This is a genomic window from Pseudoxanthomonas koreensis, from assembly GCF_041890415.1.
Classification (GTDB): domain Bacteria; phylum Pseudomonadota; class Gammaproteobacteria; order Xanthomonadales; family Xanthomonadaceae; genus Pseudoxanthomonas; species Pseudoxanthomonas koreensis_A.
In genome coordinates this window covers 1,369,396-1,395,024 of record NZ_CP169056.1, presented here as the reverse complement: position 1 = coordinate 1,395,024, position 25,629 = coordinate 1,369,396, and the positions used below count along the sequence as shown (strand labels likewise).

The following is a 25,629-nucleotide window of genomic DNA, read 5'->3' as shown; positions in this document are numbered from 1 at the left end:
GTTGAGGGCCGATCGCGTCCGCCCCGCTGCTATGCTTGTCCGACTCCGTCGCACAGGGGAGCGGGATGCCCGAACAGGCCGGTTCCACGCACCGGACGCAGCCCCCGGCCGGGCTGTCGGGCCCGGCCGGGCGAGCCATGGCGCTGTCCTGGCAGATCCCGCTGGCCTACCTGGCGGTGGGCGTGCTGTGGATCGTGTTCAGCGACCATGCCCTGGGCCTGCTGGCCTCCGACCCGGGTGCGATCACCCGCCTGCAGACGCTCAAGGGTGCCTTCTATGTCGGCACCAGCGCCCTGCTCCTTTACCTGCTGCTGCGCTGGCTGATGGGACGCGTCGTGCGCTCGCAGCGCGAGGCCCTGGATTCGGAAGCGCGCCATCGCGAGCTGTTCGAGGCCAACCCCAACCCGATGTGGACCTACGATCCGGCCTCGATGCGGATCATCGACGCCAACCCCGCCGCCGGCGCCTTCCTGGGCTGGTCGCGTGGCGAACTGCGGGGCATGGACATGGCCATGCTCTGGCCCGCCGAGGAGCGTGATTCCTTCCACGCCGGTGCGGACGCCATCCGCCAGGCACCCGACCAGCCGCACGCACGGATCGAGCGGCTGCGGGTCAGCGATGGCAGCTTCCGCGACGTGGAGCTGCGCAGTACCGAGCTGGCCAGTGCCGCCGGGGACGGCCGCCGGCGCCTGGTGGTGCTGTCGGACCGCACCAGCGAAATGCAATCGCAACGCTTGCGCGAGCAGGCCATGGCGCGCCTCCAGGAGGCGCAGCGACTGGCCCGGCTTGGTTCCTGGGAGATCGACCTGCCGGGCCGCCGCGGCCGCTTCTGCCCCACCCTGCTGCACCTGCTGGGCCACAGCATGGTCGACGACCGCCCGCGCGAGCTGGGCGAAGTGCTGGTGGCGGCCGATGCCGCCAGCCAGAGCCGGCTGGACCAGCTGCTCGAAGAACTGGCCCGCGGCCAGGTCCAGAAGATGGACGTGCTGTTGCCCTTTGTCGGGGCCGGCGGCGGCGAGCGGCGGCTGCGCCTGCGCGCCCAGCGGGTGGAACAGGACGGCCAGCGCACCCTGCGCGGCACCGTGCAGGACGTGACCGAGGAGCAGCACACGCGGCGCCTGCTGGACGAACGCGAGCAGCAGTTCCGCGAACTGGTGCGGATCCTGCCCGACGGGGTGATGATCCTGGCCGGCGAACGGGTGTTCTACGCCAACCCGGCCTGCGGCGGCCTGTTCGGCCATCGTCCCGAAACCCTGCTGGGCGAGCCGCTTGCCGAGCTGGTATCTGCCGACGACCTTCCGGCGTTGCGTGCCTGGCTGGAGCACGGCCAGGAGCCGGACACGCCACCGCGCATGCGCCGCGCCGACGGCAGCACCTTCCGCGCCGCACTTTCGCTGGCCGATGCCAGCTATGGCGGGCAGGCCTGCAAGCTGCTGCTGGTGCGCGACCTCAGCGAGCCCGAGCGCATGCGCGATGCGCTGGCCGCCGGAAACCTTGAACTGCAGGCGATGGCCGCGCGCCTGTTCTCGGCCCAGGAGGACGAGCGCCGCGCGATCTCGCGCGAACTGCACGACGACATCGGCCAGGCGATCACCGCGATGAAACTGTCCGCGCACGCCGCCGGGAGCGAGGAGGATGCGACGCGCCGCGGCGAGGACCTGGACGACATCGCCGCCACCGCCGACAGCACCCTGGAAAAGCTGCGCAACCTGTCGATGCTGCTGCGCCCGCCGCAACTGGATGCACTGGGCCTGGAAGCGGCACTGCGCTGGCATGCCGGCGGGCTGTTCCGGAACTCGCCGGTGCGCCTGGAGATGGATATCCACCCGCTGCCGCGGCGACCGCAGCGCGAAGTGGAGCAAGCCTGCTTCCGCATTGCCCAGGAAGCCCTGACCAACGGCCTGCGCCATGCCGGCGCCGGAACGATCCAGTTGGCCCTGGAGGACGACGGCGACGACGGCCTGCGCCTGAGCGTGGACGACGACGGCCACGGCTTCGACCCGGCCCGCGCCCGCGGGCTGGGCCTGGTGATCATGCGCGAACGCGCCCAGAGCGCGGGCGGCCGCCTGCACATCGACACCGCGCCGGGTGGCGGCACCCGCGTGCGCCTGCACCTGCCCTACGCGCCACGGGCAGTGGCGGAGGTCCCGCTGCCATGATCCAGGCCTCGCCCACCGACGTCCCGCCACGCCTGGGTGCCGCCAACCCGGAACTGGCGGCGATGATCGCCCACGCCGCCGATGGCGGGCCACCGCTGATGCTGGTGCACCTGGACATCGACCACTTCGCCTCGGTCAACGAGAACATGAGCGTGGACGTGGGCGACCTGGCGCTGGACCTGCTGGCCTGCCGCCTGGAAGAGGCGCTGCGCGGACGCGGGCGGCTGTGGCGGCACGGCAGCGACGAGTTCGTGGCAGCGATTGCGCTGGAGCCGGGCATGCCTTCGCCCGAGGCCCTGGGCGAGGACCTGCTGCGCCACACCGAATCGCCGCTCAGCGTGCTGCCTTACACCTTGTTCCTCACCGCCAAGGCCGGCATCAGCCTGTGCCCGCAGCACGCACGCGACGCGGACGCGCTGCTGCGCATGGCCGAGACCGCCGCGCGCCAGGCCAGCCACGGCGAGGAAAGGATCCAGTTCTACGGCGGACCCAGCCTGCAGAACGTGCACAACGAGAGCGTGATCGCACGCCAGATCGTCGATGCGATTCCCAATGGCGAACTGCGCCTGCGCTTCCAGCCTGAGATCAGCGCCCGCGACGGCCGGGTGGTCGGCATGGAGGCATTGCTGCGCTGGCAGTCGCCGAGCCTGGGGCTGATGGTGCCGGAGCGCTTCATGCCGATCGCCGAGCGGCTGGGCGTGATCGTGCAGATCGGCGACTGGGTGCTGGAGAACGCCATCGCCCAGCTGCGCCTGTGGCGGGAAGCCGGGTACGACGACCTGTTCGTGGCGATCAACGTATCGACCCTGCAGCTGGTGCGCCCGGGCTTCACCGACGAGGTACTCGAGCGCCTGCGCCGGGCCGGCGTGCCGCCCGAATGCCTGGTGCTGGAGATCAACGAGAGCGCCCTGGCCGCCAACGTCACCCCCGTGCACGAGGGGCTGGCGATGCTGCGCCGCGAAGGCATGGGCCTGGCCCTGGACAACTTCGGCACCGGCGACTCCAGCCTCAGCGCGCTGGTGCGCTACCCGGTGGACATGCTCAAGATCGACCGCAGCTTCATCCGCAGCGCGCCGGCCGGCGAGCGCGAGACCGCGATCGTGCGCGCGATCATCGCCATGGGCCACCAGCTCAACATGAAGGTGATCGCCAACGGCGTGGAAAGCGAAGCCCAGCTCGGCTACCTGCGCCGCAGCGACTGCGACATGTTCCAGGGTTACCTGTTCGGTGAACCGATGCTGCCGGAGACGGCAGGCATGGCCTTGCGCCGGCGCTACCTGCGCCCGGAGCTGTTCGCCACCGCCAAGCACGACATGACCCTGCTGCTGGTGGACGACGAGGAGAACGTGCTGCGCTCGCTGGTGCGCCTGTTCCGCCGCGACGGGTACCGGATCCTGGCCGCCGGCAACGTGCGCGACGCCTTCGACCTGCTGGCCACCAACGACGTGCAGGTGATCCTGTCCGACCAGCGCATGCAGGACATGAGCGGCACCGAGTTCCTGGGCCGGGTGAAGATGCTCTACCCCGACACCGTGCGCATGGTGCTGTCCGGCTACACCGACCTGGCCACGGTCACCGACGCGATCAACCGCGGCGCGATCTACCGCTTCCTGACCAAGCCGTGGAACGACGACGAACTGCGCGAGCACATCCGCCAGGCGTTCCGTACCCACCAGGAGCGCCAGCCCATGCGCGGCGACGTGGCCGGCTGAACACCGCCCTGGAGCCTGGTTCCGGCCACGCCGTGACGGTCCGCCGGCAAAACGTCAGGCGGGCTTGGGCTGGCGCACCGGCAGCACGATGCGGAAGCACGAGCCCTGCCCCGGCGTGCTGTCCACGTCGATCCGGCCGTGATGCTTGGCCACGATGCCATAGGAGATCGACAGGCCCAGGCCGGTGCCCTTGCCCACCGGCTTGGTGGTGAAGAACGGGTCGAAGATCCGCTGCACGACCTCGGGCGCAATGCCCGGGCCACTGTCGGCGATCTCGACCCATACCTCATCGCCCTTGTGGCCGGTACTCACCCGCACCGTGCCGCGCTCGCCGATGGCCTGGCCGGCATTCATCAGCATGTTCATGAACACCTGGTTGAGCTCGGATGGCAGGCACTCCACCGGCGGCAGCTCGCCATAGTGCTTCTCCAGCGTGGTGTTGTACTTGAGCTCGTTCCAGATGATGTTGAGGGTGGATTCCAGGCCGGCGTGGATGTCGGCCAGCTTCCACGACTCGTCGCGCTCGCTGCGCGAGAAATCCTTGAGGTCCTTGACGATCCGGGTGACCCGCTCGATGCCCTCGCGTGATTCGGTCATCAGCTGCGGCAGGTCGCGGCTGATGAAGTCGATGTCCAGGCGCTGCCGGGTCTGGTCGATCTCCGGCAGCATCGCCCTGGGGTCGGGCAGGCGCAGCGCGCGCTCGTAGGCGTCGATCAGCGCGAACAGGCTGTGCAGGTACTCCTGCAGGCTGCCCAGGTTGGAGTGCACGTAGCCGATCGGGTTGTTGATCTCGTGGGCCACGCCCGCGGCAAGCTGGCCGATCGAGGCCAGCTTCTCGGCCTGCAGCAACTTCTCCTGCGCGGCGGTCAGGCGCACGTTGAGTTCGGCGTGGCGACGCAGCAGGTCCTGGTCATAGGCGCGGATCTGGTGCAGGTCCTGCATCAGCACCAGGAAGTGGCCGCCCTCTTGTTCGGCGTAGTACAGGTGCACCAGCAGCATGGAGCCCTGGCCAAAGGACAGGTGCCCGGTCCAGTGGCCCTCTTCGCGGGCCTGGGGCAAGGCGCCATCGGGCACCAGCAGGTCCAGGGTCAGGCCATGGTCCAGGTCGCGCGGGTAGTTCCTGCACAAGGCATGGGCGGCCGGATTGGCGTACAGCAGCATGCCGTCGGCGTGGTACAGCAGCACGCCCTCGAGCATGCGTGCGTGCAACGCATCGAGGATCGCGGGCGTCAGGGCAGGGGTTTGTCCGGAGATGGTGGTCACGACACTGGGAGGTGGAGGCCAGCAGCGATTCTAGCCGCCCGCAACGGGCGCCGGTCGCCGTGCCTAGACCACCGCCAGGTCCCGGCGCGATTGCAGTTGCTGCGCCTGGCCCTGTGCGTCGTATTCGGGCGAGCTCTCGGCACGGCCCAGGTGGCGCAGCGCCCAGTTGACCTCGCGCCGGCGGCGCGCCAGCAGTGCGCCGTTGCTGCGGTTGCTTTCGGCCAGTTCGGCCAGACGCTCGGCGCGACCATCGGGAAGCTCGGCTTCCAGCTCGCGCAGGGCGGCCAGCTTCTCCTGGGTGGAACGTACCAGCAGCTCGATGTCGTGATCGAGCAGTGCACGGCGCTCCTCGGCCAGGGCGCAGGCCAGGCGGTCGAGCGCGGCATCGCTGGTGGCCGGAGTCGTCATGGCTCAGGCCAGCAGGCGGTCCATGTCCAGCATGCGCTCGGCAATGCGCGCCGGGTCGACCCGGTAGCTGCCCGACTCCAGCGCCAGGCGGACTTCCGCCACGCGGGCCGAGTCCACGGCCGGGGCCGCGGCCAGCTCGCGCTGCAGGGTCTGCAGGCCGGTGGCCTCGCCGGTCAGGCGCAGGCTGTCGCCGGCCTGCACGTTCTCTACCGGGGCGGAACGGTCGCCGCCTGCGTGGGCCACCCGACCCAGCGGGCCGGTGCCTTGCACCGCCGGAGGGGGCGGAGCTCCTTCGATCTTCTGGCTCATGATGATGAGTCCTTGAACGGGTTACGCCGGGAGTATCGGCAGGGTCGGGAGGAAACTTTAGGACTGGATCACAATATTCTCGGAAACCGGCTAATGGGCCACCAGGACGTCGCCGCCCGGCCCCACCCGGCCCTGCAGGACGCGGCGGGAGGACAGGTTCTCCACCGCGACCCGCTCATTCTCGCCGGCATCGCCCAAGGCGCGACCGGCCACACGCACCTCTACCCCGCCCCGGCGCGAAACCAGGGCGACCTGGTCGCCGCGCCTGACCAGCCGCGGCGCGACCAGGTCGGCAGCGGTGAGCACGGTGCCGGCGGTCAGGACCCGCCGGGCCACCTGGCCTACCGCCTGGGCCGGGTCGGCCAGTGCCGCACCCGCAATCCGCGACGCATCCCGGGTTTCCACCACCAATGCCTCGGCCACCAGCGGCTCGCCCGCGGCCACCCCGCGCGCCAGCACCAGCACCGGCTGGCTGCGGCGCAGCTTGACCGGCACGTACAGGCGCCAGCCACCCGGGCAACTCACCTCGACCGTACCCGCCGAGGCCTGCTGGGCCTGCAGCGGCTGGCCGCACACCGGCATCCGCAGCGCCGGGTCGAGGTTGACCTCGGCCTGGCCACCGGCCACCGCGCCCAGCGCCGCGTTCCGGATGGACTCCACAGGCTGGAAGCCGTTGCCGGCCAGTGCCATCGTCATCGGCAGGGCAAGCAGAAACATGAGCGCGCAGCGCGACAGGATCATGGCAACCTCGGCCGGATCGGCCCAAAAACCTGCCTGGCTTCATGCAAGCGGCGTGCCGCACCGGTGGCCGGGCGTCCCTCAAGCGGCCGCGCGCGGCGCCGATACCGGACGCATGACCCACAACCTGCTCAACCGCATCGACCAGCGCACCCGGCTGGCCGGACACAACCGCCTGGCGCTGCTGCTGTTCCGCCTTGGCGGCCGTCAGCTTTTTGGCGTGAACGTGTTCAAGGTGCAGGAGGTCCTGCGCCAGCCACCGCTGTTCCAGCTGCCCGGCCTGCCGGCGCAGTTCGCGGGCGCGGCCGATGTGCGCGGGCGCTCGGTGCCGGTGCTGGACCTGGGCCTGGCCATCGGCCATCCCGAACGCGACATCCCCGAGGGCGACGGCGCCACCCAGTACCTGGTGGTGACCGAGTTCAACCGCTCGGTGCAGGGGTTCCTGGTCAGCGACGTGGAACGCATCGTCAACATCGCGGTGGAGGACATCCATCCGCCGCCGGACCTTGGCGCCGAGAGCAGCTACCTGACCGCGGTCACCCGCTTCCAGGGCGAACTGATCCAGGTGCTGGACGTGGAGAGCGTGCTGTCGGACATCACCCAGGCACGCATGGATGCGGTGCTGGCCCCGGAGATGGTGCTGCCGGCCGACGCGCCGCCGCTGCAGGTACTGGTGGCCGACGATTCGCGGGTGGCACGCCAGCAGATCCGCAGCGTGCTGGACCAGCTGGGGGTCGGCGTGACCCTGCTCTCGGACGGCCGCCAGGCCCTGGACCACCTCTTGCAGGTGCACGCCAGCGGCGAAGACCCGGCCCGGCGCTACGCCATGGTCATCTCCGACATCGAGATGCCGGCAATGGACGGCTATACCCTGACGACGGAAATCCGGCGCCATCCGGGGCTGTCGGGCCTGTACGTGCTGTTGCATACCTCGCTGTCGGGCGTGTTCAACAACGCCATGGTCGAACGCGTGGGCGCCAATGCCTTCGTCGCCAAATACAGCCCGCACGAGCTGGCCGAACACGTCCTGGCGCGCCTGCGCGAGGTTGCCAGCGCCGCCTGATCGTCGCGGGCCGCTGCACAAGGGCCGCCTGCCGCGGCCAGGACACTTTCCCGACACCACGGCCTCCGCGCCACTGGCACGCCGCTTGCCTATCCCCTGGCAACGGTCCGCCAGGAGGCGCCCATGTCCAATCCGATCGCATCCTATTTCGGGGTCCATGCCGATGCCCTGCCGCTGCGCGAGCAGCGGATGAAGCTGATCGCCAGCAACCTGGCCAATGCCGATACGCCCGGCTACCAGGCCCAGGACATCGACTTCAATGCCGCCCTGAATGCCGCCCGCCAGCAACGCGAAGGCGTGCAGCAGGCCGGAGGCGGCCTGGTTTCCACCCACGAGCGGCACCTGTCCGACGCCATCGACACCGGCGGCCTGCCGTTCCAGTTCACCCGCCAGGCCAGCCAGCCGAGCCTGGACGGCAACACCGTGGACCCGGATGCCGAGCGCGCCGCCTACGGCCGTGCCGCGCTGGAGTACCGGGCGTCGCTGAGCTTCCTCGAATCCAAGGTGCGCAACATGCTCACCGCCATCACCGGCCAGTAAGCGCCAAGGGGGACATGCCATGAGCAACCTGCCCATCTTCGACGTCGCCGGCTCCGCCATGCAGGCGCAGTCGGTGCGCCTGAGCACCATTGCCTCCAACCTGGCCAATGCCGATTCGGTGGCCGGTTCGGTCGAGCAGGTCTACAAGCCGCTCGAGCCGGTGTTCCAGGCCCAGGCAAGCGCGGCCGATCCCAACCTCACCGGCGTGCGCGTGCGCGAGATCGCGCAGAGCGAGGCACCGCCGGTGCGCCGCTACGAGCCCGGCCACCCGCTGGCCGATGGCGACGGCTACGTGTTCTCGCCCGACATCGACCCGGTCGCGCAGATGGTCAACCTGATCTCGGCCTCGCGCAGTTACCAGGCCAACGTCGAAGTCATCTCCACGGCCAAGGAACTCGCCCTGGCCACCTTGTCCATGGGCCGCTGAGGGACCCGCACATGAGCACCATCGCTTCCGACATCTACAGCAGCCTTGGCCTGGCCACGCAGCCAAGCCAGGCCGACAAGAAGGACGACGCACTGGGCCAGGCCGATTTCCTGCGCCTGATGACCAAGCAGCTCCAGCACCAGGATCCCCTCAAGCCGATGGAGAACAGCGCGTTCCTCGGCCAGCTGGCGCAGTTCTCGACGGTCCAGGGCATCCAGGACCTCAACACCCAGGTGCAGGGCTTTTCCAGTGCCCTGGGCAACGACCAGGTGCTGCGCGGCGCGGCGCTGGTCGGGCACGAAGTGATGGTGCCCTCGGCGCGGCTGTCGCTGGGCGAGGACGGCGGCGTGCGCGGCGCGGTGGCCGCCCCGGAGGCCGGCACCGTGCTGTTCGAGATCACCGATGCCAATGGCCAGAAGGTGCATGAATTCAGCATGGCCGCCAGCCGTGCCGGCGAGGTGGCCTTCGCCTGGGACGGCACCGGCGCCGGCGGCGAACGCCTGCCGGCCGGCAGCTACGGCATCACCGCCCGCCACCTGGCCAGTGATGGCACTGCCAGCAAGCTCGATACCTACGTCAAGGGCCGGGTCGACAGCGTCACCGTCGGCAGCGATGGCCTCTACCTCGACCTGCCCGGCCTGGGCACCGTACCGCTCGACTACGTGCTCCGCGTGAGCTGAGCCGACACCGACCAACGCACGATCTCCCGCAGGAGTCCGCCATGAGCTTCAATACTTCGCTGTCCGGCATCAACGCGGCAAACGCCGACCTCAACGTCACCGCCAACAACATCGCCAACGTCAACACCACCGGCTTCAAGGAGTCGCGGGCCGAATTCGCCGACCTGTTCTCGTACACGACCTACGGCCTGTCGCGCAACGCGATCGGCACCGGCGTGAAGATCAGCAACGTCGCCCAGCAGTTCTCGCAGGGCAACATCGACCCGACCGGGCGCAGCCTGGACTTCGCGATCGACGGCGAAGGCTTCTTCACCGTCAACAAGAACGGCAACATGCTCTACACCCGCGCCGGCAACTTCCAGCCGGACAACCAGGGCAACGTGGTGACCCCGGACGGCGCCCGCCTGCAGGTGTTCGCCCCCAACGCCGGCGGCAACGGTTTCGACGTGGGCCGGCTGACCGACCTGCAGCTGCAGACCACCGACAGCCCGCCGCAGCAGACCAGCAGCATCGACCTGATGTTCACCCTGCCCGGCAACGCCGACCAGCCGGCCACTCCGCCGGTGCCGCCGGCCACCGTGCCGACCCCGATCCCGTTCGATCCGGCCGACCCGAACAGCTACAACGCCTCCAGCGGCGGCGTCACCGTCTACGACTCGCTGGGCGTGGCCCACGTGCAGACCTCGTATTTCGTCAAGACGGCCAACGTCAACGAATGGCAAGTCCACAACTTCGTGGACGGGACCGCGGTGGGCGCGCCGACCACCCTGCAGTTCTCCGATACCGGCACTTTGGTCTCGCCGCCCGATGGCCAGGTGGCACTGGATCCCTACACGCCCGCCACCGGCGCCGGCGTGCTGGACATGACCCTGAACCTGACTGGCAGCACCCAGTACGGCAGCAGCTTCGCCCTGCGCGGCGTCAACCAGGATGGCTATGCCGCCGGCAAGCTCAGCGAGATCAGCGTGAGCGAGGACGGCGTGGTGTTCGCCCGCTATTCCAACGGCGCCGACCGTGCCCTTGGCCAGGTGGCGCTGACCAACTTCGTCAACCCGCAGGGCCTGCAGCCGCAGGGCAACAACATGTGGGCGGCCTCCTTCAGCTCCGGCTCCCCGCGCACCGGTGCGCCGGCAAGCTCGGACTACGGCCAGATCCAGTCCGGCGCGCTGGAGTCCTCCACCGTGGACCTGACCGAGCAGCTGGTGAACATGATCGTGGCGCAGCGCAACTTCCAGGCCAACGCGCAGATGATCTCCACCCAGGACCAGGCCACCCAGACCGTGCTCAACATCCGCTGATGGACAAGGCCCTCTACATCGCCATGACCGGTGCGCGCGCCACCCTGCAGGCGCAGGGCACGGTGTCGCACAACCTGGCCAACGCCGACACCGCCGGCTTCAAGGCGGCGCTGGCCAACACCGAGGCGTTTCCGGTGCGCGGTGCCGGCCACGCCTCGCGCACGGCGGCCATGCACATCGACCAGGGGTTTGATACGCGGGCCGGTGCCCAGCAGGTCACCGGCAACCCGCTGGACGTGTCGCTGGAGGCCAACCGCTGGCTGGCGGTGCAGGCGGCCGATGGGAGCGAGGCCTATACCCGCGCCGGAAACCTGTCGCTGACCCCCAACGGCCAGCTGGTCACCGCCGGTGGCCGGCCGCTGCTGGACCAGCAGGGCAATCCCATCGCCCTGCCCCCGCACCAGGCACTGACCATCGGCCAGGACGGCACGATTTCCATCGTGCCGCTGGGCGAAGGTGCCGACACCATGGCCGAGATCGGCCGGCTGAAGGTGGTGGACGCCGCTCCGGAACGGCTTGCCCGCGGCCTGGACGGGCTGATGCGCAACGTCGACCCGCAACTGCCGCTGGCCCAGGCGCCGGGCGCGGTAATGACCACCGGCGCGCTCGAGCAGAGCAACGTGGACGCGGCCGGTGCGCTGGTGCAGATGATCCAGTTGCAGCGCCAGTTCGAGATGCAGGTCAAGGTGATTTCGCGCGGCGACGAGAACGCGCGCGCGGCCAACTCGCTGCTGCGCCTGAGCGGCGGCTGATCCCGCCACACTCTCCTTCTCCAGGTTCTTCTCCCCCAGTCAGCGAGGATGCGGACGCTGTGCTGCGGCGCCTCGGCATGGGTGTGCTGCCGCTCATGTCCCCCGGCCCCGGCCCTGCGGGCCAGGCCCTCCTTCTTTACTTCCCGTCAGCACACCCATGCCAGGTCGCTTCAGGCTCGGCCGGCGCTCAACGTAATAGCCGGAGGCCGGCGAGCGTTCCGCGGCCTTGGATTTCCGTGCTGCGGCCGAGGATCGCACCGCCGCGACCAGACCTTTGGCACGCCGCATGCATGTGCATTGGCGTCAATCCGCCTCACGAGGTATCGCGTCATGAACCAGGCACTCTGGGTCGCCAAGACCGGGCTGGATGCGCAGCAGACGCGCATGTCGGTGGTCTCCAACAATCTGGCCAACACCAACACCACCGGGTTCAAGCGCGACCGCGCCAACTTCGAGGACCTGCTGTACCAGCAGCTGCGCCAGCCCGGCGGCTCGACCTCGGCCCAGACCCAGCTCCCCTCCGGCCTGCAACTGGGCACCGGCGTGCGGGTGGTGTCCACCTCCAAGGATTTCCAGCAGGGCAACCCGCAGCAGACCGGGCGCGCCCTCGACGTGATGGTCAACGGCCGCGGCTTCTTTGAAGTATTGATGCCCGACGGCAGCTCGGCCTACACCCGCGATGGCAGCTTCCAGATCAACGCCCAGGGCGAGCTGGTCACCAGCAGCGGCTACCCGGTGCAGCCGGGCATCCAGATGCCCGAGGGCGCGCAGTCGGTGACCATCGGCAACGACGGCACGGTCAGCGTGCAGATGGCCGGCCAGGCCCAGGCGCTGGAAGTGGGCGCGCTGACCCTGACCGACTTCGTCAACCCCGCCGGCCTGCAGGCGCGCGGCGAGAACCTGTACCTGGAAACCACCGCCTCCGGCCCGGCCCAGAACGGCACCCCCGGCCTCAACGGCCTGGGCATGCTGGAACAGGGCGCGCTGGAAGGCAGCAACGTCAATGTGGTGGAGGAGCTGGTGAGCATGATCGAAACCCAGCGCGCCTACGAGATGAACGCCAAGGCCATCTCCACCACCGACTCGATGCTTGCCTACCTGAACAACAACGTCTGACCCGCGCGCAGCCCGCGCAGCAGGAGAGCGCCATGAACCTCGCGTTCCGCACCACCATCGCCCTGGTCGCCACTGCCGTGCTCGGCGGCTGCGTGGCCGCCGGCGACGTGCGTCCCTACCCGCCGATGGCACCGATCACGCCGGTGGTGGCGCCGGTGATGGCGGCCACGCCGGGCGCCATCTACCAGGCCGGGCCTGGGCTTTCGCTGTATTCGGACCGGGTGGCACGCGACGTGGGCGACCTGCTGACCATCAACCTGGTCGAGTCCACCACCGCCCAGACCAGCGCCAGCACCCAGGTCGGCAAGAGCGGCGGCATCAGCATGGGCGCGCCGGCGCTGTTCGGCGGGCCGGTGACCTACGACGGCCGCGAGATCCTGTCCGCCTCGGCCAGTGCCGAGCGCGATTTCGATGGCCAGGGCAAAAGCAGCCAGAGCAATCGCCTGCAGGGCAGCGTCACGGTGAGCGTGGTCCAGCGCCTGCCCAACGGCAACCTGGTGATCCAGGGGCAGAAGAGCCTGCGCCTGAACCAGGGCGACGAACTGGTGCAGATCCAGGGCATCGTGCGCCCCGCCGACATCGGCCGCGACAACAGCGTCTCCTCCAACCGCGTCGGCGAGGCACGCATCGTCTACGGCGGCCGCGGCGCCCTTGCCCAGTCCAACGCGATGGGCTGGCTGGCCCGGTTCTTCAATTCGCGGCTGGCGCCGTACTGAGGTCGATCATGCGCACCCTTCACGCCATCCCGAAATCCCGCATCCGCGGCCTGAGCCGGCCGATCGGCGCCCTGCTCTGCACGCTCGCGGTAATGGGCGCATTCCTGGCGCCGGCCCACGCCGAGCGGATCAAGGACCTGGCCCAGGTCGGCGGGGTGCGCGGCAATGCCCTGGTCGGCTACGGCCTGGTGGTCGGCCTGGACAACAGCGGCGACCGCACCAGCCAGGCACCGTTCACCGTGCAGAGCCTGAAGAACATGCTCGGCGAGCTGGGCGTCAACGTCCCGGACAACGTCAACCCGCAGCTCAAGAACGTGGCCGCGGTGGCGATCCACGCCGAGCTGCCGCCGTTCGCCAAGCCCGGCCAGACCATCGACGTGACCGTGTCCTCGATCGGCAACGCGGTCTCGCTGCGCGGCGGCTCGCTGCTGATGGCGCCGCTCAAGGGCGCCGACGGCCAGGTCTATGCGATCGCCCAGGGCAACCTGGTGGTCGGCGGCTTCGGCGTCCAGGGCCGCGACGGATCGCGGGTCTCGGTGAACGTACCCAGCGTCGGCCGGGTTCCCAACGGTGCCACCATCGAGCGTGCGCTGGGCGACGTGTTCGACAGCAGCGGCGAGATCACCCTCAACCTGCACCGCAACGACTTCACCACGGTCGCACGCATGGTCGATGCGCTCAACAACGCTTTCGGCCCCGGCGCTGCGCGCGCGGTGGACGGGGTCACCGTGGCGGTGACCTCGCCGATCGACCCGGGTGCGCGGATCGGCTTCCTGGCCCGGGTGGAAAACCTGGAGCTGACCCCCGGCGCGGCCGCGGCCAAGGTCATCGTCAACTCGCGCACCGGCACCGTGGTGATCGGCTCGCAGGTGCGGGTGATGCCGGCTGCCGTCGCCCACGGATCGCTCACCGTCACCATCAACGAGTCGGTGCAGGTGAGCCAGCCAGGCAGCTTCGGCGCCGGCAACACGGTGGTGGCGCCCGCCTCCACCTTGAGCACCGCGCAGGAAGGCAGCCGGATGTTCAAGTTCGAGGGCGGCACCACCCTGGACGAGATCGTGCGCGCGGTGAACGAGGTCGGCGCCGCACCCGGCGACCTGATCGCGATCCTGGAAGCGCTGCGCCAGGCCGGCGCGCTGAGCGCGGAGCTGGAAGTCATCTGATGCGCATCGGTCTGACGCCGCCGCTGGAGCTGTCCACGCCTGCCCAGGCCGATGCCGCGCGCATCAACCAGGTGGCGCGCCAGCTGGAGGGGCAGTTCGCGCAGATGCTGGTCAAGAGCATGCGCGATGCGAGCTTTGGCGACTCCCTGTTCCCGGGCGAGAACCAGACCTTCCGCGACCTCTACGACCAGCAACTGGCCAAGGCGATGACCGAAGGCAAGGGGCTGGGCCTGGCGCCGATGATCGCGCGCCAGCTGGCGCGGCAGTCCGGCGTCGCCGACAGCCCCGCCCCGACGCTCGACACCAGCCTGCCGCAGGCCAACCGGCCCGGCCCCACCCGTTCGGCGGCCGCAGCCCTTGCTTCCACCCGCCAGGGAGCGGCCGCACTGGACGCCGGTGGCGGGCTGGATCGCGCCCTGGCCCTGATCGCCGGCCGCGAGGATGGCGGCAGCGCGGCTGGCACCTCCCCGCTCGACGGCCTTGTGCAACGCCTGATGGCGGGCGTGGACGGCGCGGTGGCCTCGGCCCGCGCCACCCCGAAGCCGGCGCCCGCCCCTCCCGTGACCGGCCTGGCCCCGCGCAGCCCGGAGAGCTTCGTGGCCGGGATCTGGCAGCACGCCCAGGCCGCCGCCCGCGAACTGGGAGTGGACGCGCGCGCCCTGGTTGCCCAGGCGGCGCTGGAGACCGGCTGGGGCCGGCGCCAGATCCAGCGCGACAGCGGCGGCAACGCCCACAACCTGTTCGGGATCAAGGCCACCGGCTGGAAGGGAGAACGCGCCACCGCCGGCACCCATGAATACGTGAACGGCACGCGCCGCAACGAGACCGCCCAGTTCCGCGCCTACGCCTCGCCGGCGGAAAGCTTCGCCGACTACGTGCGCATGCTCAAGAACAACCCGCGTTACCGCCAGGCCCTGGAATCGGGCGGCGACGTCAAACGCTTCGCCCAGGCCCTTCAGAACGCGGGCTATGCGACCGATCCTTCCTATGCGGCCAAGATCACCGCCATCGCCCACGGCCCCACCATCGGCCGGGCGGTCCAGGCGATCGCCGACACTGCGCGCACCGGGGCCGGGCTGGCCGCCGATGCAGGCGCGGCCATCACCAGTGCTGCCGGCGCCCTGGGCGCCGCAACCCGGAGGTAAGCGATGTCCGTCCTGTCCACAGGTACTGGCGCCCTGGTCGCATTCCAGCGTGCGCTGGCGACGGTCAGCCACAACGTGGCCAACGTCAACACCGAGGGTTACAGCCGCCAGCGGGTGGAACTGGCCACCCGCAACCCGACCAACTATGGCTACGGCTATGTCGGCAACGGGGTCAAGATCAACGACATCCAGCGCATCGCCGACGGATTGGCCACGTCGCGGCTGCTGGACAGCGGCGGCGAACTTTCGCGCCTGCAGCAGCTTTCCAGCCTGTCCAACCGGGTCGACAGCCTGTTCTCCGACAGCGCCACCAACGTGGCCGGGCTGTGGTCCAACTTCTTCGATTCGGTCACCGCGCTGTCCGCCAACGCCGCCGGCACCGCAGAGCGCCAGGACCTGCTGGCCATGGGCAACTCGCTGGCCACGCGCTTCCGCCAGCTCGACGGGCAACTGCGTGCGCTGGATGCGGAAGTGAACAACGGCCTGGTCGCCGGGACCCAGGAGATCAACCGCCTGGCCGGCGAGATCGCGCGGATGAATGCCACCATCGGCAACAATCCGTCGGCCGCCTCGCCCGACCTGCTGGACCGGCGCGACCAGCTGATCTCCGAACTTGTGGGTTACACCGGCGGCACCGCGGTGGACCAGGATGGCGGCATGCTCAACGTGTTCACGGCCGGCGGGCAGCCGCTGGTGGTCGGCGCCACGGCCTCGGCGGTGACCACCGTCGCCGACCCGTACCGCCCCGAGCGCCTGCAACTGGCACTGCACAGCCAGAACACCATCGTGGCCCTGGACCAGCGCACCCTCGGCGGCAGCATGGGCGGCCTGGCCCAGTTCCGTGGCACCGTGCTGGATCCGGCGATGGCCGAGCTGGGCCGCATCGCGGTGTCGCTGGCGACCTCGTTCAATGCCGGGCACCGGGCCGGCATGGACCTGTACGGCGACATGGGCGGCGACTTCTTCAGCGTGACCGCGCCACGGGCCAACGCCCACGCCAACAACACCAGCGGCGCCAGCCTGCAGGCACAGGTGGTGGACCCCGCTGCCCTGACCGGGCAGAACCTGGTGCTGCGTTTCGACGGCACCAACTGGAGCGCCACCCGCACCGACACCGGCGCCCTGGCCACGTTGACCGGTACCGGCACCGCGCTGGATCCGTTGCGGGTGGACGGCGTCGAACTGGTGGTCTCCACCGCCCCGCCGCCCGTGGCCGGCGAGCGCTTCCTGCTGCAGCCCACCGGTGCGAGTGCCGGCGGTTTGAGCGTGGCGATCACCGACCCGTCGCGGATTGCGGCAGCCAGCCCGGTGTCCGGCAGTGCCGACCTCGACAACATGGGCAGCGGCATCCTCTCCGGGTTGCAGGTCACCGATGCCACCGATCCCACCCTGCTGGATGACGTGACCATCGAGTTCATCGACGCCGGCCAGTACATGGTCGGCGCCAGCGGACCGTTCGCGTTCACGGCCGGGCAGACGATCAGCGCCAATGGCTGGTCGCTCACCCTGGATGGTGCACCGGAGGCAGGCGACCAGTTCCGTGTCACCGGCACCAGTGCCCGCAGCGGCGACAACGGCAACGCGGTGCTGATGTCCAACCTGGACGACGCGCGCCTGCTCAACGGCGGCACCATCAGCCTCAACGGTGCGATGGGCGGGCTGACCACCATGGTGGGTTCGTCCGCGCGCCAGGCCCAGTACTCCGCCGATGCGCAACAGGTCATCCACGACCAGGCCCAGGCCGCGCGCGATTCGGTGGCCGGGGTCAACCTGGACGAGGAAGCGGCCAACATGCTGCGCCTGCAACAGGCCTACCAGGCGGCCGCGCAGATCATCTCCACCGCCGACACCATGTTCCAGACCATCCTCAGCGCGGTGCGCCGATGAACAACCGCATTTCCACCGGCATGATGTTCAGCCAGTCGCTGGCCAGCATGACCCTGCGCCAGAAGCAGCTCACCACCCTGCAGCAGCAGCTCGCCTCGGGGCAGAAGCTGGTGACCGCCAAGGACGACCCGGTTGCCGCCGGCACCGCGGTGGGCCTGGATCGTGCGCTGGCCGAGCTGGAGCGCTTCGGCAAGAACGCCGTCACCGTGGCCAACCGGCTGGGGCTGCAGGAGAACCTGCTGGCCCAGGCCGGCAGCAACATGGCACGGGTCAACGACCTGACCATCCAGGCCAACAATGGCAGCCTGACCGCAGACGACCGCGCGTCCATCGCCGCGGAACTGCGCGCCATCCATGACGGCCTGCTGAGCCTGGCCAACAGCACCGATGGCGCCGGCCGCTACCTGTTCGGCGGCAGCGCGGATGATTCGGCTCCCTTCGGCAAGACCGCCGGCGGCGTGGCCTACAACGGCGACCAGACCCAGCGCCGGGTCGAGATCGCACCGGAAACCTTCGTCAACGACGCCACCCCGGGCAGCGAGATCTTCATGCGCGTGCGCACCGGCGATGGCACGGTGCAGGCCCTGGCCGACACCGGCAACGGCGGCACCGGCGTGCTGATCGATTACGGCCGCAGTACCGGAGGCGGCTGGAACGGCGAGAGTTACACCGTCGTATTCACCGGCCCGGACACCTACGACGTGCTCGATGGACTCGGCGCCAATGTCGGCACCGGCACATGGAACAGCGGCGAGGACATCAGCCACGGCGGCGTGCGCCTGCGCATCGAAGGCGAGCCCGTGGCAGGAGACAGCTTCGCCATCGGCCCGGCACCCAACCGGGACGTATTCGCCACCTTGCGCAACCTGATCGACACCCTCGAATCCAACCCGGTCACGCCGGCGGAGAAGACGGTGCAGCAGAACGCCCTGCAGGCGGCGATGCGCGACGTGGCCCGCGCGTCGGAGAACATGATCGATGCGCGCGCCGCCGGCGGCGCGCAGCTTGCGGCGATCGACGATGCCACCAGCATGCGCGAGGCCAACGGCGTCACCATGCAGGCCACGCTCTCGGACCTGCGTGACCTGGACTACGCCGAGGCCATCACCCGCTACCGGATGGAAACCACCGCACTGCAGACCGCGCAGACGGTGTTCGCACGCATGCAGGGCATGTCGCTGTTCGACCTGTTGCGCTGATACGGCTTTCCAGGTGCCGGCACCACGCCGGCCCCTCCGTATCGACCTCGTGCCTGCTTCCCGTGCCGGCGCCGCGCCTGCTTCCCGCATAGATGCCGCCACGTGTTTGTAGGAGCCGGTCTTGCCGGCGACCGCGGCCGGGGCAGGCAGAGCCCTGTCGCCGGCAAGACCGGCTCCTACAGGCACCGCATCCGCACCCTTCTCCCCCATCCGGGAGAAACCCCCCTAAATTCTCCCGCCCCCTTGCCGTTAACCATATCGGCGGGCAACCGCTACCGTGGCGCAGCGACACGCAGCCAAGCGGGGATACCGGAAAGGCATAAAGTTCCGGCAAGCCTCTAAAGGTTCTTGACAAAGCGCCGTTATTCATTCCAGCAGCGGCACCGGTCAGCTTGATGACCCCCCTGCGGAGGCTCCGGCCAAGGCCAACACACCTTCCCGCCGGGATAGAACGCTTAGAGGAGAATCAAAATGGCACAAGTCATCAACACCAACGTGATGTCGCTGAACGCCCAGCGCAACCTCAACACCACCAGCGCGAGCCTGGCGACCACGATCCAGCGCCTGTCTTCGGGCCTGCGCATCAACAGCGCCAGGGACGACGCGGCCGGCCTGGCGATCTCGGAGCGCTTCACCACCCAGATCCGCGGCCTGGACGTTGCCGCCCGCAACGCCAACGACGGCATCTCGCTGGCCCAGACCGCCGAAGGCGCGATGGTCGAGATCGGCAACAACCTGCAGCGTATCCGCGAGCTGTCGGTGCAGTCGGCCAACGCCACCAACTCGGCGTCGGACCGCGAGGCGCTGAACGCCGAAGTCACCCAGCTGCTGAAGGAAATCGACCGCGTCGCCAACCAGACCAACTTCAACGGCACCAAGCTGCTGGACGGCAGCTTCCAGGGCGCGCTGTTCCAGGTGGGCGCCAACTCCGGCCAGACCATCGGCATCAACAGCATCGTCGACGCCAATATCGACACGCTGGGCAAGGCCGAGTTCGCCTCGGACATGACCGGCGTCGCGGCGACCGGTGCGGCCACCGCCTCGGGCACGGTCTCCGGCATCAGCGTCAGCGTGCGGGCCGCCGGTGCCACCAGCGCCACCACGGTCAACATCGACAACGTCAAGATCGAAGACGGGGACGATGCCGCCGCGGTGAACCGCAAGATCATTGCCGCCTTCAACGACAAGCTGGACCAGACCGGCGTGTATGCCTCGCTCGACGGCGCGAACATCAAGTTCGAGTCGCTGCGTGCCGGTCAGGACATCACCGCGGCCACCGGCGGCACCATGGCTGGCGGCACGGGCGTCACCTACGCCGGTGGTGCCATGACCGCCCCGACCACCAACCTCACCAGCCCGGCCAAGCTGGCGGACCTGGATATTTCCTCCTTCACCGGCGCCCAGCGTGCGCTGGAGGTGGTGGACAAGGCCCTGACCGCGGTGAGCAGCTCGCGGGCCGAGATGGGTGCGGTGCAGAACCGCTTCACCTCGACCATCGCCAACCTGAACACCACCTCCGAGAACCTGTCGGCCTCTCGCAGCCGTATCCGCGACACCGACTACGCCAAGGAGACCGCCGAGCTGACCCGCACGCAGATCCTGGCGCAGGCCGGTACCGCGATGCTGGCCCAGGCCAATGCCTCCACCCAGAGCGTGCTGAGCCTGCTGGGCTGATCCACCGCACGCGGTTCTCCAGGGCGCGCCCCCCCGGTGGCGCAGGCAACCCCTCCCGGCAACGGGAGGGGTTTTTTATTGCTCGCTGGCCAGCGGGCTGGAACAGGTCTTGCTTCCCAGGAAGGATTGCCAGGCTAAAGTCCCGGCGCAAGCAGCCGCTACCAACCTCGAGGCACCCGCTGCCTGGCAAGTTCCACTGGAGGATCCATATGGCGACGATCAGTTTCAGCGGCCTGGGCTCGGGCCTGGACATCAACACGCTGACCAGCCAGCTTGTTGCCGCCGAACGGGCGCCAGCCGAGAACCGGATCAACAACGCGGCAGCCAAGATCAATTCCCAGCTCTCGGCCCTGGGCACGGTGAAGAGTGCGCTGGACAACCTGCACGCGGCGATCGGAAAACTCGCCACCAGCAGCGACACGCCGGCATTCAAGGCCACCGTCCAGGACAAGGCCGGCTTTACCGCCAGCGCCGCCGGCGACGTGGCCGCCGGGCGCTACCAGGTCGAGGTGCTGTCGCTGGCCAACACCCACAAGCTGGGTTCGGCCGCGTTCGCCAAGGACGCGGCAGTCGGCCACGGCACCCTGCAGATCAGCGCGGGCAGCAGCAGCTACGAGGTGGCCATCGCCGAAGGGGCGACCCTGGCCGACATCGCCAAGGCCATCAATACCGCCAGCGGTGGCAAGGGCGTGACCGCCAGCGTGGTCAATGCCGACGCCGGCCAGCACCTGGTGCTCAATGCCACCACCGCCGGTAGCGCAGGCATGCTGACGGTCACCGCCAGCGGTGGCGATGGCGGGCTTGCGGCACTGGTGTACGAACCCGGTGGCGGCGCCAACACGCTGCAGGAAACCGTGGCCGCCACCGATGCACAGGTGAAGGTGGACGGTTTCCTGCGCACCGCCGACAGCAATACCGTGGCCGACCTGGTGCCGGGCCTGACCCTGAACCTCACCGCGGCCAAGCCGGGTGAGGCATTCACGGTCAACGTGGGTACCGACAACAGCGCGCTCAAGGCCAACCTGCAGTCGCTGGTGTCGATGTACAACGCCGCCAACAGCGTGCTGCGCGGGGTCAGCGCCTATGATCCCGAAACCAGGCGCGCTTCGGCACTGACCGGCGATTCGATGGTGCGCGGCCTGCAGCAGCAGTTGCGCAGCGCCCTGGGCGAACACAGTTTCGAACTGCGCGCGATGGGGCTCACCGTGGCCACCGACGGCACCCTGAGCCTGGAGACATCCAAGCTCGACAGTGCCCTGGCCACCGACCCGGACAGCGTGCGCAAGCTGTTCGGCGCCGAAGGTACGGTCGGGTCCAGGCTGGCCACCCAGATCAATGGCGCGATCGATGCCAGCACCGGCACCCTGACCCAGCGCACCGGCAGCCTGAACCGGCGCATGGGCGACCTGTCCGACCAGATGGATGCACTGAACCGGCGGATGGAAGCGGTGCAGACGCGCTACATGGCCCAGTTCACCGCCATGGACACCCTGATGGCGCAGATGCAGAGCACCAGTTCCTACCTGACCCAGCAATTGTCGTCCCTGCAGTCCCTGACCAACAACTCGAATAAATAAAGGATAGGCCGGCCGCGCCGATAACCTGATCACAGCCTTCCGGGCGCCCCCACACCCGTCCGGCACATCCGTTCGCAGGAGAACACCATGCTTGGGTCCAGCCGCCGATACGCCGAGCAGTACCGCAAACTCGAAGTGTCCGGCAACGTCATGGACGCTGATCCACACAAGCTGGTCGCGCTGCTGCTGTCGGGTGCGTGCGAGCGGATCCGCCTGGCCAAGGCCTGCCTGGACAACGGCGACCTGGCACGCAAGGGCAAGGCCATCGGCGAAGCCTGCGCGATCATCGGCCACCTCAATGGCTCGCTCGACCACGAGGCCGGCGGCGACCTGGCGGGCAATCTTTCCTCGCTGTACGACTACCTGGTCCAGCGCCTGACCGAGGCCAACCTGCACAACGACCATGCAGCGCTGGACGAGGCGTTGAGCCTGCTTGGCGAGATCGACGCCGCCTGGAACGCGATCCCCGCCGGCCAGCGCCAGCATGCGCCGGCCACGCTGGAAACCGCGCCGTGACCACCGGGCACGCCACCCTCGAAGGGCTGCGCCAGGATCTTGCCAGCCTGCGTACCGCGCTCGATACCGAGGACTTCGCCCGCGCCGGCGACGTGCTGGCGCACCACGACCGCCGCCTGCGCGAGTACATCGACACCGTGGGCCTGCAGGCGCCCCTGCAGGCACTGCAGGAACTGCTGCAGTTGCAGCACCAGTTGTACGGCGAGATGGCGAACGCGCGCGAAGCGGCGGCTACCGCCCTGCGCGGGCTGCGCCAGTCTGGCCAGGCCAGCCGCAGCTATCGCGAGAGCGCGCAATGAACACGGGCTGGCCCCAGGCGGCGCAGGCTGCCGAGGCCGGCCTGTTTGCCGAGACCCTCAGCTGCGACGCGGTGCTCCCGGCCGACTTCAGCGTCGGCCTCACCCGCCCCGGACGGCTGCCGCAGGCCGAGGCGCTGCTGCTGGGGCTGGCCCAGGTCGAAGACCTGCGTGGCGAGGATAGCGGCGAGGAAAAGCGCGGCGAACAACTGCCCATGCTGGTCCAGCGCATGGATGCCAAGCTCGACCTGATGCTGGTGCTGCTGGGCCGCCTGACCCGGCAATCGATGGACGCCCTGCCGATGCGCACCCTGCGCTGGTCGGCCCGGGGCTTGCGCCTGCACCTGGAGCCGGGGACCACGGTGCCCGCCCAGGAAGCGCAAGGCCTGCTGCGGCTGCAACCCTCGGAGTGGCTGCCGGACGATCTGGAACTGCCCGCCAGCGTGGCGGCCACGGCCGAGGATGCCAACGGCCTGGTGCTGTGGCTGCGCTTCCCGGCCTTCCCGCCGGGCCTGGAAGAAGCCATGAACCGCCACCTGTTCCGCATGCACCGCCGCCAGATCGCCGACGCGCGCCGGCGCTAGGAGCCGGATCACCGGCAACAGCGGCGCCTGCGAGGGCACATACGCACGGGTATTCCCGCCGCGCTTTCCCGCCGCCGCCGCGATCGGCTAAGGTGATTCCTGGAATACGGGAGCGAATTGGCCATCCGTGCGAGTCCTGATCGTTGACGACCACACTCTGGTCCGCGCTGGCCTGAGCCGCCTGCTGCAGACCTTCGCCGACGTCGACGTCGTGGCCGAAGCCAGCACCGCCGACCAGGCAATCGACCTGGCCGCCATCCACCGTCCCGACCTGGTCCTGCTGGACCTGTCCCTGCCCGGCCGCACCGGCCTGGAGGCACTGAGCGGCATCCTCGAGCAGGCGCCCGGCATCCGGGTGGTGATGATGTCCATGTACGACGACCCGCAGCACGTGCGCGACGCCCTGGACCGCGGCGCCGCCGGCTTCGTGGTCAAGGACGCCGCGCCGCTGGAACTGGAACTGGCCCTGCGCTCGGCCGCCGCCGGCGAGGTATTCCTGAGCCCGCGCATCTCCGCGCGCATGATTGCCCCGCTGCTCGGCCGCAACCGCGCAGCCAAGCCCGAAGGCGTGGCCGCCCTGCCGCCGCGCCAGCGCGAGATCCTGGCCCATATCGGACGCGGCTTGAGCAGCAAGGAGATCGCCGCCGACCTCGGGATCAGCGTCAAGACGGTGGAAACCCACCGTGCGCGGATGATGGAGGCACTGGGGTGCCGCCGTGCCAGCGAGCTGGTGCTGCTGGCGGTCAAGCACGAACAGGAACTGGGCTGAGGACGCCGGCCGGGCATCAGCCTGCCGGGTTTCCAGCACCACGCATCCAGGCGTCGTTTTTCATGTAAGGCAAACCCCTACACGGTGTAGGGGAAACAATGACCCGACTCGGGTAAGCCCCGATTCAGTTTCCGGCGCCGGGGGTTCACGATGGCTTCACAGCGCCGGCGTCCTGGCGCGGGGGAAGTCGCGATGAAGGCCACCACGTCCGTCCAGATGTCCCAGCAACTGCACCTGACCCCGCAGTTGCTGCAGTCGATCCGCCTGCTGCAGTTGAACGCCCAGCAGTTGCAGATGGAGGTGACCCGGGTGCTCGAGCAGAACCCCATGCTCGAACTGGAGGAGGAAGCCGAGTCGTCCCGGGACGACGACGCGCGCGATGCCGCCGACGCCACCGCGCTGGAAACGGCCGCCTTCGACGAACTGCCCGAGCCATCCATGTGGGACGTGCCGGGTGCCGGCTGGAGCGGCGAAGGCGAAGACCGCATGCAGCGCATCGCCGAACCGGGTTCCACCGACCCGTTCGTGCGCACCCTGCAGCAGCTGGCCCTGGAGCTGGACGTCGGCGAGCTGGAGATCGCGCAATTCTGGCTGGAGCATTGCGACGACGCCGGCTACCTGGATGGAGACCACCAGGCGCTGCTGCTGCGCGCCGTGGCCCGCTTCGATGTCGTTGCCGAGCGGGTCGAGGCCATCCGCCAGCGCCTGCTGCACGGCGACCCCGCAGGCCTGGCCGCGCGTGACGCCGGTGAGTGCCTGCGCGCCCAGCTTGCCGCCCTGCCCTCGCCTTGTGCCGGCCGCACCCTGGCCACCCGCATCCTCGACCAGTGCCTGGCCGAACTGGCCGCCCATGACCATGCCGCCATTGCCCGCACACTGCAGGCCGAGGCCCCGGACGTGGCCGAGGCCGTGCGCCTGATCCTGTCCCTGCAGCCGCACCCGGCCCAGGTCGAGGCCGACCCGGCCGATGCCGGCTATGTCGTCCCCGACGTGGTGGTGTGGCACGGCGGCGGCCAGTGGCGGGTGGCGCTGAACCCGGTCACGGCGCCGAAACTCAACATCAACGCCACCTACGAGCGCGCCCTGTCCCAGGCGGGCGACAGCGAGGGTGCCGGGCGCCTGCGCGAGCTGCTGCAGGAAGCGCGCTGGCTGACCCGCGGGCTGTCGATGCGCTACGACACCCTGCTGCGCACGACCAAGGTCATCGTCGAGCGCCAGGCCGCGTTCCTGGAGCAGGGCGAGGAAGCCATGGCCCCGCTGACCCTGAAGGAAGTGGCCGACGCCATCGGCATGCACGAATCCACCGTTTCGCGCATCACCAGCGGCAAGTACGTGCAGACCCCGCGCGGCACCTTCGAGCTGAAGCACTTCTTTGCCGTGCGCCTGGAAGGGGCCAGCGTGTCCGGCGCGGCGGTCAAGGCCATGGTCCGGCGCCTGATCGAGGCCGAGCCGGCGGCCCGGCCGCTGGCCGACGAGGCCATTGCCGCCCTGCTCGCCCGCCAGGGCGTGAACATCGCGCGCCGGACCGTTGCCAAGTATCGTGAGCAGCTGTCCATCGCCCCGGCCCGCGAGCGCCGCCGGGGTGCCGCTTCTCCTGCCCCGGCGCTGGTCCGCGCCGGCTGACCTGGAAACGCCCCC

Annotated in this window: 25 protein-coding genes; 21 read left to right on the top strand and 4 right to left on the bottom strand. The window is 69.5% G+C overall.

Going from position 1 to position 25,629, the window contains the following annotated elements:
- The first annotated feature begins 11 nt into the window (after positions 1 to 11).
- Together ACEJ41_RS06350 and ACEJ41_RS06345 are read left to right on the top strand one after the other, a co-directional pair.
- A complete protein-coding gene (locus ACEJ41_RS06350) occupies positions 12 to 2,159 on the top strand; it encodes a PAS domain S-box protein (protein ID WP_374014085.1) in 2,148 nt (715 codons plus the stop codon).
- Entirely contained in the window at positions 2,156 to 3,871 is a 1,716-nt protein-coding gene (locus ACEJ41_RS06345) for an EAL domain-containing protein (protein ID WP_374013939.1), read from the top strand. The genes ACEJ41_RS06350 and ACEJ41_RS06345 overlap by 4 nt, the downstream gene beginning before the upstream one ends.
- A 54-nt stretch (positions 3,872 to 3,925) precedes the next feature.
- On the opposite strand, the gene ACEJ41_RS06340 is transcribed toward ACEJ41_RS06345, so the two are convergent.
- The 4 genes from ACEJ41_RS06340 to flgA all read right to left on the bottom strand — a co-directional run bounded on the left by ACEJ41_RS06340 (position 3,926) and on the right by flgA (position 6,592).
- Positions 3,926 to 5,068, bottom strand: coding sequence for an ATP-binding protein (locus ACEJ41_RS06340; protein ID WP_374014084.1), 1,143 nt, complete (start codon positions 5,066 to 5,068; stop codon positions 3,926 to 3,928).
- Between the two features lie 129 nt (positions 5,069 to 5,197).
- Positions 5,198 to 5,542 carry a flagellar protein FlgN gene (locus ACEJ41_RS06335; protein ID WP_374013938.1) on the bottom strand — a complete coding sequence of 115 codons (345 nt, stop codon included), beginning with the start codon at positions 5,540 to 5,542 and terminating at the stop codon, positions 5,198 to 5,200.
- A 3-nt stretch (positions 5,543 to 5,545) separates the two neighbouring features.
- Entirely contained in the window at positions 5,546 to 5,851 is a 306-nt protein-coding gene (gene flgM, locus ACEJ41_RS06330; RefSeq protein WP_374013937.1) for a flagellar biosynthesis anti-sigma factor FlgM, read from the bottom strand.
- A gap of 90 nt (positions 5,852 to 5,941) precedes the next feature.
- Positions 5,942 to 6,592, bottom strand: a complete 651-nt coding sequence (gene flgA / locus ACEJ41_RS06325) for a flagellar basal body P-ring formation chaperone FlgA (protein ID WP_374013936.1) — start codon at positions 6,590 to 6,592, stop codon at positions 5,942 to 5,944.
- Positions 6,593 to 6,704: 112 nt separating this feature from the next.
- On the opposite strand from flgA, the gene ACEJ41_RS06320 reads away from it, so the two are divergent.
- The 19 genes from ACEJ41_RS06320 (at position 6,705) to rpoN (ending at position 25,614) form a co-directional block, all read left to right on the top strand.
- Entirely contained in the window at positions 6,705 to 7,652 is a 948-nt protein-coding gene (locus ACEJ41_RS06320; protein WP_374013935.1) for a chemotaxis protein, read from the top strand.
- A gap of 123 nt (positions 7,653 to 7,775) precedes the next feature.
- Positions 7,776 to 8,192, top strand: coding sequence for a flagellar basal body rod protein FlgB (flgB, locus tag ACEJ41_RS06315; RefSeq protein WP_374013934.1), 417 nt, complete (start codon positions 7,776 to 7,778; stop codon positions 8,190 to 8,192).
- 19 nt (positions 8,193 to 8,211) lie between these two features.
- Entirely contained in the window at positions 8,212 to 8,619 is a 408-nt protein-coding gene (flgC, locus tag ACEJ41_RS06310) for a flagellar basal body rod protein FlgC (RefSeq protein ID WP_374013933.1), read from the top strand.
- 11 nt (positions 8,620 to 8,630) lie between these two features.
- Positions 8,631 to 9,299: a flagellar hook capping FlgD N-terminal domain-containing protein gene (locus ACEJ41_RS06305; RefSeq protein ID WP_374013932.1), complete on the top strand. Its 669-nt coding sequence runs from the start codon at positions 8,631 to 8,633 to the stop codon at positions 9,297 to 9,299.
- Between the two features lie 41 nt (positions 9,300 to 9,340).
- On the top strand, positions 9,341 to 10,597 hold the full coding sequence (flgE, locus tag ACEJ41_RS06300) for a flagellar hook protein FlgE (RefSeq protein WP_374013931.1): 1,257 nt from the start codon (positions 9,341 to 9,343) through the stop codon (positions 10,595 to 10,597).
- Positions 10,597 to 11,349 (top strand): flagellar basal body rod protein FlgF, encoded by a 753-nt coding sequence (locus ACEJ41_RS06295; RefSeq protein ID WP_374013930.1) that lies wholly within the window; start codon positions 10,597 to 10,599, stop codon positions 11,347 to 11,349. Before flgE ends, ACEJ41_RS06295 begins: the two co-directional genes overlap by 1 nt.
- 330 nt (positions 11,350 to 11,679) lie before the next feature.
- Positions 11,680 to 12,465 (top strand): flagellar basal-body rod protein FlgG, encoded by a 786-nt coding sequence (gene flgG / locus ACEJ41_RS06290; protein WP_374013929.1) that lies wholly within the window; start codon positions 11,680 to 11,682, stop codon positions 12,463 to 12,465.
- Between the two features lie 32 nt (positions 12,466 to 12,497).
- Complete coding sequence (flgH, locus tag ACEJ41_RS06285; protein WP_374013928.1) at positions 12,498 to 13,181, top strand: flagellar basal body L-ring protein FlgH; 684 nt, start codon at positions 12,498 to 12,500, stop codon at positions 13,179 to 13,181.
- 92 nt (positions 13,182 to 13,273) lie between these two features.
- Positions 13,274 to 14,344, top strand: a complete 1,071-nt coding sequence (locus ACEJ41_RS06280; RefSeq protein ID WP_374014083.1) for a flagellar basal body P-ring protein FlgI — start codon at positions 13,274 to 13,276, stop codon at positions 14,342 to 14,344.
- Positions 14,344 to 15,489: a flagellar assembly peptidoglycan hydrolase FlgJ gene (gene flgJ, locus ACEJ41_RS06275; RefSeq protein ID WP_374013927.1), complete on the top strand. Its 1,146-nt coding sequence runs from the start codon at positions 14,344 to 14,346 to the stop codon at positions 15,487 to 15,489. Before ACEJ41_RS06280 ends, flgJ begins: the two co-directional genes overlap by 1 nt.
- Before the next feature lie 3 nt (positions 15,490 to 15,492).
- Complete coding sequence (flgK, locus tag ACEJ41_RS06270) at positions 15,493 to 17,376, top strand: flagellar hook-associated protein FlgK (RefSeq protein WP_374013926.1); 1,884 nt, start codon at positions 15,493 to 15,495, stop codon at positions 17,374 to 17,376.
- Complete coding sequence (gene flgL, locus ACEJ41_RS06265) at positions 17,373 to 18,575, top strand: flagellar hook-associated protein FlgL (RefSeq protein ID WP_374013925.1); 1,203 nt, start codon at positions 17,373 to 17,375, stop codon at positions 18,573 to 18,575. The genes flgK and flgL overlap by 4 nt, the downstream gene beginning before the upstream one ends.
- A gap of 471 nt (positions 18,576 to 19,046) precedes the next feature.
- Positions 19,047 to 20,249: a flagellin gene (locus ACEJ41_RS06260; RefSeq protein WP_374013924.1), complete on the top strand. Its 1,203-nt coding sequence runs from the start codon at positions 19,047 to 19,049 to the stop codon at positions 20,247 to 20,249.
- A 209-nt stretch (positions 20,250 to 20,458) separates the two neighbouring features.
- Positions 20,459 to 21,826, top strand: coding sequence for a flagellar filament capping protein FliD (fliD, locus tag ACEJ41_RS06255; RefSeq protein ID WP_374013923.1), 1,368 nt, complete (start codon positions 20,459 to 20,461; stop codon positions 21,824 to 21,826).
- Positions 21,827 to 21,913: 87 nt separating this feature from the next.
- A complete protein-coding gene (gene fliS / locus ACEJ41_RS06250; RefSeq protein WP_374013922.1) occupies positions 21,914 to 22,342 on the top strand; it encodes a flagellar export chaperone FliS in 429 nt (142 codons plus the stop codon).
- Positions 22,339 to 22,641: a hypothetical protein gene (locus ACEJ41_RS06245; RefSeq protein WP_374013921.1), complete on the top strand. Its 303-nt coding sequence runs from the start codon at positions 22,339 to 22,341 to the stop codon at positions 22,639 to 22,641. Before fliS ends, ACEJ41_RS06245 begins: the two co-directional genes overlap by 4 nt.
- Positions 22,638 to 23,222 carry a PilZ domain-containing protein gene (locus ACEJ41_RS06240; RefSeq protein ID WP_374013920.1) on the top strand — a complete coding sequence of 195 codons (585 nt, stop codon included), beginning with the start codon at positions 22,638 to 22,640 and terminating at the stop codon, positions 23,220 to 23,222. Before ACEJ41_RS06245 ends, ACEJ41_RS06240 begins: the two co-directional genes overlap by 4 nt.
- 127 nt (positions 23,223 to 23,349) lie before the next feature.
- Positions 23,350 to 23,991: a response regulator gene (locus ACEJ41_RS06235; RefSeq protein ID WP_374013919.1), complete on the top strand. Its 642-nt coding sequence runs from the start codon at positions 23,350 to 23,352 to the stop codon at positions 23,989 to 23,991.
- Positions 23,992 to 24,183: 192 nt separating this feature from the next.
- Complete coding sequence (gene rpoN / locus ACEJ41_RS06230) at positions 24,184 to 25,614, top strand: RNA polymerase factor sigma-54 (protein ID WP_374013918.1); 1,431 nt, start codon at positions 24,184 to 24,186, stop codon at positions 25,612 to 25,614.
- Positions 25,615 to 25,629 lie beyond the last annotated feature (15 nt).

Excerpts from the sequence above, each read along its gene's own strand:
- ACEJ41_RS06260 (WP_374013924.1), top strand. The coding sequence starts at position 19,047 with ATGGCACAAGTCATCAACACCAACGTGATGTCGCTGAACGCCCAGCGC.
- ACEJ41_RS06305 (WP_374013932.1), top strand. The coding sequence starts at position 8,631 with ATGAGCACCATCGCTTCCGACATCTACAGCAGCCTTGGCCTGGCCACG.
- flgJ (WP_374013927.1), top strand. The coding sequence starts at position 14,344 with ATGCGCATCGGTCTGACGCCGCCGCTGGAGCTGTCCACGCCTGCCCAG.
- flgG (WP_374013929.1), top strand. The coding sequence starts at position 11,680 with ATGAACCAGGCACTCTGGGTCGCCAAGACCGGGCTGGATGCGCAGCAG.
- ACEJ41_RS06335 (WP_374013938.1), bottom strand. The coding sequence starts at position 5,542 with ATGACGACTCCGGCCACCAGCGATGCCGCGCTCGACCGCCTGGCCTGC.
- rpoN (WP_374013918.1), top strand. The coding sequence starts at position 24,184 with ATGAAGGCCACCACGTCCGTCCAGATGTCCCAGCAACTGCACCTGACC.
- ACEJ41_RS06295 (WP_374013930.1), top strand. The coding sequence starts at position 10,597 with ATGGACAAGGCCCTCTACATCGCCATGACCGGTGCGCGCGCCACCCTG.
- flgE (WP_374013931.1), top strand. The coding sequence starts at position 9,341 with ATGAGCTTCAATACTTCGCTGTCCGGCATCAACGCGGCAAACGCCGAC.
- flgL (WP_374013925.1), top strand. The coding sequence starts at position 17,373 with ATGAACAACCGCATTTCCACCGGCATGATGTTCAGCCAGTCGCTGGCC.
- fliS (WP_374013922.1), top strand. The coding sequence starts at position 21,914 with ATGCTTGGGTCCAGCCGCCGATACGCCGAGCAGTACCGCAAACTCGAA.
- fliD (WP_374013923.1), top strand. The coding sequence starts at position 20,459 with ATGGCGACGATCAGTTTCAGCGGCCTGGGCTCGGGCCTGGACATCAAC.
- flgH (WP_374013928.1), top strand. The coding sequence starts at position 12,498 with ATGAACCTCGCGTTCCGCACCACCATCGCCCTGGTCGCCACTGCCGTG.
- ACEJ41_RS06240 (WP_374013920.1), top strand. The coding sequence starts at position 22,638 with ATGAACACGGGCTGGCCCCAGGCGGCGCAGGCTGCCGAGGCCGGCCTG.
- ACEJ41_RS06280 (WP_374014083.1), top strand. The coding sequence starts at position 13,274 with ATGGGCGCATTCCTGGCGCCGGCCCACGCCGAGCGGATCAAGGACCTG.
- ACEJ41_RS06345 (WP_374013939.1), top strand. The coding sequence starts at position 2,156 with ATGATCCAGGCCTCGCCCACCGACGTCCCGCCACGCCTGGGTGCCGCC.
- ACEJ41_RS06340 (WP_374014084.1), bottom strand. The coding sequence starts at position 5,068 with ATGCTCGAGGGCGTGCTGCTGTACCACGCCGACGGCATGCTGCTGTAC.
- flgC (WP_374013933.1), top strand. The coding sequence starts at position 8,212 with ATGAGCAACCTGCCCATCTTCGACGTCGCCGGCTCCGCCATGCAGGCG.
- ACEJ41_RS06320 (WP_374013935.1), top strand. The coding sequence starts at position 6,705 with ATGACCCACAACCTGCTCAACCGCATCGACCAGCGCACCCGGCTGGCC.
- flgM (WP_374013937.1), bottom strand. The coding sequence starts at position 5,851 with ATGAGCCAGAAGATCGAAGGAGCTCCGCCCCCTCCGGCGGTGCAAGGC.
- flgK (WP_374013926.1), top strand. The coding sequence starts at position 15,493 with ATGTCCGTCCTGTCCACAGGTACTGGCGCCCTGGTCGCATTCCAGCGT.
- flgB (WP_374013934.1), top strand. The coding sequence starts at position 7,776 with ATGTCCAATCCGATCGCATCCTATTTCGGGGTCCATGCCGATGCCCTG.
- flgA (WP_374013936.1), bottom strand. The coding sequence starts at position 6,592 with ATGATCCTGTCGCGCTGCGCGCTCATGTTTCTGCTTGCCCTGCCGATG.